Genomic DNA, 7666 nt, shown 5'->3' on the forward strand with positions numbered 1-7666 from the left:
CCGGCGACTGAGACCCGCATGCGCTTCATCCACTGCGCCGACATCCATCTCGACAGCCCGCTGCGCGGCCTCGAACTCTACGACGGGGCGCCGGCCGCAGAGATGCGCGACGCCACCCGCCGCGCCTTCGCCAACGTCGTCGACCTCGCCATCGAGCGCGCCGCCGACTGCGTGCTGATCGCCGGCGACATCTTCGACGGCGACTGGCCCGATTTCAACACCGGCCTGCATTTCGCCGCGCAGTTGCGCCGCCTGGCAACGGCCGACATCCGCGTCTTCCTCTGCTACGGCAACCACGATGCACTCAGCAAGCTGACGCGGTCGGTGCCGCTGCCGCAGAACGTCTGCAGCTTTCCCGCCAGCAACCCGGCGACGCAGGTGCTCGAAGACCTCGGCGTGGCAATCCACGGCCAGAGCTTTGCCAGCGAGGCGGTGCGCAGCGACCTTGCCAGCGCCTACCCCGCACCGCGCAACGGGCTGCTCAACATCGGCCTGCTGCACACCGCGCTGTCGGGCCGTGAGGGACACCAGCCGTACGCGCCAACGACAGCCCAGCGCCTGGCCGACAAGGGCTACGATTACTGGGCCCTCGGCCACGTCCACCAGCGCGAGATCGTCCGCGAAGCGCCGTGGATCGTCTTTCCCGGCAACACGCAGGGGCGGCACGCGCGCGAGACCGGCGCCAAGGGCTGCATGGTCGTCGAGGGCGAGCCGGCTGTCGGCATCCGTTCGGTCGAGTTCGTCACCACCGACGTCGCGCGCTGGCATCAACTCGTCATCGACATCGCCGGACTCGACTGCGCGGACGACCTGCACGCCGCCGTGCAGGCCGCCGTGCGCCCGCTGCAGGCAGCGGCGGAGGGGCGGCTGCTGGCGATTCGCCTGACGCTGGTCGGGCACGGGCCGCTGCATCGGCAGCTCGTCACCGACCGCGAAGCGCTGCGGGCGCAGCTCGCCGCCTCGGTTGGCGAGGCCTCCGCCGGCCAGGCCTGGCTCGAGAAGGTCCGCGTCCAAGTGACGGCACCGCTCGACCTCGAGCGGCTGGCCCGGCGCGACGATCCGATCGGCCTGCTGCTCCGCTCGCTCGACTCGCTGGCCGGCGATCCGGCGGCCCTGCAGTCGCTCGCCGCAGGCGCGCTCGCCGATCTCGCCCAGAAGCTCCCGCCCGATCTGCGCGGCGGCGACGGCGGCTGGGCTCTGGATTCCCCCACAGCGCTGGCCGACGCGCTGGCGGCTGCGCGCGAGCGCCTGCTGGCGGTGATCGCCGCCGAGGACACCCGATGAGGATCGAGCAGATCGACCTCAAGGCCTACGGACACTTCAGCAACCAGCGCCTGAGCTTCGCCGGCGGCGCCGACCTGCAGCTCATCTGCGGCCCGAACGAAGCCGGCAAGACCACCCTCTGGCGAGCGATCAACGGCGCCCTCTTCGGCATCCCCGAAACCTCCCGCGACGGCTACCGGCACGGCAACCCGAAGCTGCGCGTCGGTCTCGTCCTCGCGTCGCGAGCGGGCGAGCGACTGGCGGTGATGCGACGCAAGGGCCGCGTCAACACCCTGCTCGCCTACGACCCCGATACGGCCGTCGAACTGGCGGCAGCCGTGCCCGAGGAGCGGCTGCGCGACTGGCTCGGCGGGCTCGGTCAGGGACTCTTCATGGCCATGTTCAGCCTCGACCACGAAGCCCTCGTGCGCGGCGGCGAGGCGCTGGCGCAGGGCCGTGGCGACGCCGGCGAAAGCCTCTTCGAGGCCGGCGCCGGTCTCGGCTCGATCCGCGCCCTGCGGGCCCGGCTCGAGAGCGAGGCGGAGAGCCTGTTCAAGCCGCGGGCATCGAAGTCGGCCATCTACCGGGCGCTGGCCGACCACGAGGACAGCCGGCGGCAGGCACGCGAAGCCGCCGTGCGGCCGCTCGACTGGAGCGCGGCACGGTCGGCGATGGCAGCCGCAGCCGCCGACTACGAAGCCGCCCGCGCCGAGCAGCTGCGGCTGCACACGGAAGCACGCCGGCTGGAGCGGCTGGCGGCGATCCTCCCGGATGTCGCCGCGCTCGGGCTGGCACGGCAGCAGCTCGCCGCACTCGCCGACGTGCCGCTGCTGCCGCCGTCAGCGGCGAGCGAGCGGGTGGCGGCCGTGACGCAGAAGGCGGAGGCGCTCGCCGCCGAACGCGCGGCGGCGTCGCGCCTGCGGCAGCATCAGGACGAGCTGGCGGCGATCCGCGTCAACGACGCCGTCCTCGCCCATGGCGAAGCGATCGAGGCGATTCACCACGCCACGGCAGCCTACCGCGAGGCCGGCCTGCAATCGGCCCGGGCCGAAGCGGCCAGCGCCGCCGCCCGCCACCACCGCGATCGCCTCAGCCGGCAGATCGCCGGCGACGCAGAGCCTGCCGAGACGCAGCAATGGATCCCCGATCCGACGCGAACGGCCAGGATCCGCTCCCTGATCACCAGCGGCGCAACGCTCAATGCGAAGCAGCAGGCCGATCTTGAAAGCCTGCACGCGAGGAGGCTCGAAGTCGCCCAGCTCAAGGCGGCAATCGACGGCCTGCAGCAGACGCCGGCGAGCGACGACCTCGGCAACTACCTCGATTCGATTGCCGATCACGGCGATCCCGAAGCACGGGCGCAGCAGCTCGACGGCGAGGCGGCGGCAGCGGCAGCCCGGCTCGAAAGCGACGCGCGCGGCCTGCGGCTGCCGACGGCGGCAGCCGTGGCGCGGACGACGCTGCCGCTCGTTGCCGAGTTGCAGGCCTTCCGGCAGGAGGATGAGGAACTGCGCCGCCGGGCGCGCTCGCTCCGTGAGGCGATCGAGAAGCTCGAGGACGACCTCGCCGCGTTGCGCGGCGACATCAAGGGGCTCGAGGTGCGTGGCAGCGTGCCGACGCGGGAAGCCATCGACGCCCTGCGGGCGACGCGCGACGCCCTGTGGCTGGAACTGCGCCGCCGTTTCCTGCCGGCCAGCGACGAAACCGTCGCCGCCGAACCGCCGCCAACGGCCGCGGCCTACGAGCTGGCCGTCAACCTTGCCGACGAGGCTGCCGACGACCTCTTCGCCGACGCCGAACGTGCCACCCGCTACGCCGGCTTCCGCGTCCGCGAGTCACAGATGGCAAGCGCCCTCGTTCTGGACCGCCAGCGCGCCGCCGCGCTCGCCAGCGACGCACACGAGCTCGAGCGCCGCTGGGCGGCGCTGCTCGTGGCGAACGGCCTGCCGGCGCTGACGATCGGCGAAGCGGCCGCCTGGATGGCGAAGCGGGAAGCCTGGCAGGAGAAGTTCGACGCCTGCCAGTCGCAGCGGCAAGAGGCGGAGAGGCTGCGTCGGCTGGCGCAGGACGTCCGCAACCGGCTTGGCGAACTCGCAGGCCGAAGTGAAGCGGCCGCCGCGGCAACGGGCGAACGCCTGTCGGAAACCCTGGCGCGGGCGCGGGCGATCGCCCGCCGGCACGCCGAGCGACGGACGCAACGCGAACTGAAGGGCAGCAGCCTGGCGAACGCCAGCGCGCTGCTGTTGCATGCCGAGGCCGCCGCCACCGCCAGTGGTCGCGAAGTCGCCGCATGGACGGCCCGCTGGGCGGCGGCGATGGCGTCGATCCGGCTCGCCACCGACGCCAGCGAAGCAGAGGCGACCGCGCGCCTGCAGCAGCTGGCGGATCTCGCGCAGGCGCACGACGCCCTGCAACGATCGCGCAAGGAGCAGGAAGACGCGCGCATCCAGATCGACGACTTCCAGATCCGTCTCGCGACGACCTGGCAGCGGGTCCGCGATGAGCCACTGCCGACCGACGGCCGCAGTGCCGACTATCTCGCCGGTGAGCTCTATCGCGAACTGAGCCAGACGCGTTCTCTGCAGGAGAAGAGGAACACCCTGAAGCAACAGGTCGCCGACGAACGGCGCGCCATCGCCGTAGCCCGCCTGACGGCCGGCGAAGCGGCGAGGGTGATTGACCGGCTGCTGCAGCAGGCCGCTTGTGACACGCAGGAGCGCCTCGAGCTGGTCGAGGGACGCAGCGCGCAACGCGCCGCGCTGGTCGCCGCCGTTCTCGACATCGAAGCGCGACTCGTCCGCGCGGCCGGCCTGCCTCTGCCGGAAGTGCTCAGGCAGGCGGCCGGCCAGGAGCCCGATGCCGTCGCCGCAGCGCTGGCCGGCAACGCGCAGGAGAACGAGCGCAATGCCGCCGAAGTGCAGCGGTGTCACGAGAGCTACCTCGCTGCCCGGCAGCGTTTCGCGACCATGGATGGTTCGGCCACCGCCGCCGGCGCGCAGCAGCGGATGGCGCAGCACGCCGCGCGCATCGGCGAGTTGGCTGCCGACTACGCGGCCACGCGCATCGCCGCGGCAGTCCTGGCACAGGTCATCGAGTCCTACCAGAAGCGCAACCAGGCACCGCTGATCGACAGGGCGTCACGCCATTTCGCCACCATCACCGGCGGCCGCTACCGCGGCGTCGTCGTCGACTACGACGACGAACGGCAGATCCTCAAGGCAACGCGCGCCGACGGCGAGCGCCTGCAGATGGAACAGTTGAGCACCGGTCGCCGCGACCAGCTCTTCCTCGCGCTGCGGCTGGCAGCGATCGAAGGCCATCTCGACAACGGTGAACCGTTGCCGGTCATCGTCGATGACATCACGATCCAGTTCGACGATGCGGCGGCTGCCGCCACCTTCCGGGTCCTGGCGGAGCTGTCCGGGCGAACGCAGGTGCTCTTCCTGACGCATCACGAGCACCTGCTCGACGTCGCCACCGCGGCGATCGGCGGCGATGCCTACCGCTCGCACCGCCTGTCGGCGTGAGCCGGGCAACGGCCACGGTCCGGCGGGCACGGTCGCCGGCAGCTTGGGCGGTGACGTTCCGGATGGCCTCGCGCCACGGCCCCGCGCACGCGGCCGCAGGATGCCGCCGCGCCGGCGGCCGGCAGAACGCGCAGACAGCAGGTGCAGGCGCGCCGCCGGCTGCGCCGCCCGGCGCGCACTTTCACCTCACTGATCTGGCCGAACAACGGACGACTGGAGGCGCGCCATGGAAATGATCATCGACATCATCCTCAAGGCTGGCCGTGCGGCCGTCGAGCTGTCCCTCTTCGTTCTCCTGCCGGTGATGGTCGTCATGCTCTGCCTGATGCGCCTGCTCGAAGCCCGCGGCATCCTCGACACGCTGGTCGGCAGGCTGACGCCGGCGTTGAAGCCATTCGGTCTCAACGGCATGGGCGTCTTCGCCGCCCTGCAGATCAACTTCGTCAGCTTCGCTGCCCCCATCGCCACCCTGAGCATGATGGAGCAGCGCGGTACCTCCGACCGCCACCTCGCCGCCACGCTGGCGATGATCTTCGCCATGGCGCAGGCCAATGCCGCGTTCCCGATGATGACCATGGGCCTGCAACTGGGAACCACGCTGGCCTTTTCGCTGCTTGGCGGACTGGCCGCCGCCGCGGCCACCTATCACATCTTCGGCCGCCACCTCTCCGCTGCCGAGGAGAATGTCGACGAAAGCCTGCAACATCCCTCGGCTGCCGGCGCCAAGGGTGTCCTCGACACGATCAACCTCGCCGGCGCCGAGGCGTTCAGGATCGCGATCGGCGCCATTCCGATGCTGGTGTTGTCGCTGGTGGTGGTCGGCGCGCTCAAGCGGCTGGGCGTCATCGACCTGCTGACGCAGTGGCTGACGCCGCTGCTTGCCCTGGCCGCGATCGAGCCGGCCCTCATCCTGCCCTCGCTCACCAAGTACCTGGCTGGCGGCACGGCGATGATGGGGGTGATGGACGAGATGCGCCGTGGCGACCAGATCAGCGTCGAACTGCTGAATGCGAGTGCCGGCTTCCTGATCAACCCCTTCGACCTGCCCGGCGTCGCTTTCCTCATCTCCGCCGGCCGGCGCGTGGGCGCCGTCTGGAAGCCGGCCGCGCTCGGCGGTTGCGTCGGCATCGTCCTGCGCACTGCTGGGCATGCCTTCTGCGGCTGAGGGGCGGTCGGATCGGCAACCGGAAAAGCCTTGGCCGCCAGCCGGCCGATCACGGCCTCGCACACCGCATCAAGACCCGAGAGATCAGCCACCTCGACTCGCTCACGATTCCGATTCTGCGGGGCAGAGGCCCTGCCCAATCCGCCGCAGCGCTTGGTGACTGGATCCCCAGAACCCCGCGCAAGCGGCGGGTCGGCGATGGCTGCTTGCCCGCCATCGCCATACCATGCCATGCCATGTCATGCGTGCTCTGGGTTGATTCAAACATGACATGCATCAATGACCGACTGTTTTACTCGGTGTTTCAATCGGATCCCTGTCGTCGGCAATCGCATGACAACAAGGGCTCCCCGCCACCAACAGGCACTGCTCAGGCCTGAAGATCGTTGCGTGACCAGGGAGAAAAATCGCGACACCATTCGGGAGGGAGAATCATGAAAAAGACACAAACAAGAACGTGGACTGCGGCCCTGGCTGCTTTCGCTGTCGCGATCGGCAACGTCGGCGCCCAGGAGGGCAAACCCGAAAAGTCGAAGGCACTTGAGGAAGGACCGATGCAGATCGGCGGTTCCTCACCGGTTGGCGGCGCGGACATGGTCCAGACCTTGAATCCGAAGTCCCCACCCATGACGAAAGCCGATTTCGAGGTAGGGAAGAAGATCTACTTCGAGCGCTGCGCCGGCTGCCACGGGGTACTGCGCAAGGGTGCGACCGGCAAACCGCTCACCACCGACATCACCCTTGAACGAGGCTCCGAATACCTGAAGACCTTCATCTTCTACGGCTCGCCGCAAGGGATGCCGAACTGGGGAAGTTCCGGCACGCTCAGCGACCACGAAGTCGACGTCATGACGCGCTACATCCAGCATGAGCCGCCAACCCCGCCGGAGTTCGGCCTGAAGGAAATGAACGCCACCTGGAAGCTGATCGTCCCGCCATCACAGCGCCCAAAGAGCAAGATGAACAGCCTGGATCTGGCCAACCTGTTCTCGGTGACGCTACGTGATGCCGGCAAGATCGCCCTCATCGACGGCGCCAGCAAGAAGATTGTCGACGTGATCGACACCGGCTACGCGGTCCACATCTCGCGCATATCAAAGTCGGGCCGCTACCTCTACGTCATCGGACGCGACGCCAAGATCGTGCTGATTGACCTCTGGATGGAGAAACCCGGGCCTGTCGTCGAGATCCGGGTAGGCCTAGAAGCGCGATCGGTCGAAACCTCCAAGTTCAAGGGCTACGAGGACCGCTACGCGATCGCCGGCACCTATTGGCCGCCACAATATACGCTGATGGACGGCGATACGCTCAAGCCGCTCAAGGTCATCGGCACCCGCGGCATGACTTCGGATACCAACGAGTACCACCCCGAACCGCGCGTCGCAGCAATTGTCGCCTCGCATCACCACCCCGAATTCCTCGTCAACGCAAAGGAGACCGGCATGGTACATCTGGTCGACTACAGCGATCTCGATAATCTCAAGGTCAAGATGATCAAGACGCCGCGTTTCCTGCACGATGGTGGATTCGAGTCGACGGGCCGCTACTTCATGGATGCGGCGAACGCGTCGGACAAGATCGCCGTCATCGATACCAAGGACGGCAAGCTGGCGGCAGTCGTGGCGGTTGGCAAGACACCCCACCCAGGCCGTGGCGCGTGTTACGTCTTCCTCTCCCAGAGGGCTGAGGCGCTCGCTCATCCCGCGAACGG

The 7666-nt window shown here is 69.0% G+C and carries 4 protein-coding genes; all 4 read left to right on the forward strand.

The genetic code is table 11. From position 1 onward, the window contains the following. Nucleotides 1–18: 18 nt before the first annotated feature. The gene (locus NFW30_RS19605; RefSeq protein WP_295355992.1) at nt 19–1284 is read left to right on the forward strand and encodes a DNA repair exonuclease; all 1266 of its coding nucleotides are present in this window, start codon (nt 19–21) and stop codon (nt 1282–1284) included. Beyond that, nucleotides 1281–4790, forward strand: a complete 3510-nt coding sequence (locus NFW30_RS19610) for a YhaN family protein (RefSeq protein ID WP_295355991.1) — start codon at nt 1281–1283, stop codon at nt 4788–4790. Before NFW30_RS19605 ends, NFW30_RS19610 begins: the two co-directional genes overlap by 4 nt. A gap of 226 nt (nt 4791–5016) precedes the next feature. Beyond that, on the forward strand, nt 5017–5955 hold the full coding sequence (locus tag NFW30_RS19615) for a nucleoside recognition family protein (RefSeq protein ID WP_295372546.1): 939 nt from the start codon (nt 5017–5019) through the stop codon (nt 5953–5955). A 554-nt stretch (nt 5956–6509) separates the two neighbouring features. After that, nucleotides 6510–7666 (forward strand): nitrite reductase (locus NFW30_RS19620; protein ID WP_295372549.1); only part of this gene is annotated, 1157 nt, incomplete at its 3' end.

Source organism: Accumulibacter sp. (assembly GCF_023806635.1).
In the GTDB taxonomy this organism is placed as follows: domain Bacteria; phylum Pseudomonadota; class Gammaproteobacteria; order Burkholderiales; family Rhodocyclaceae; genus Accumulibacter.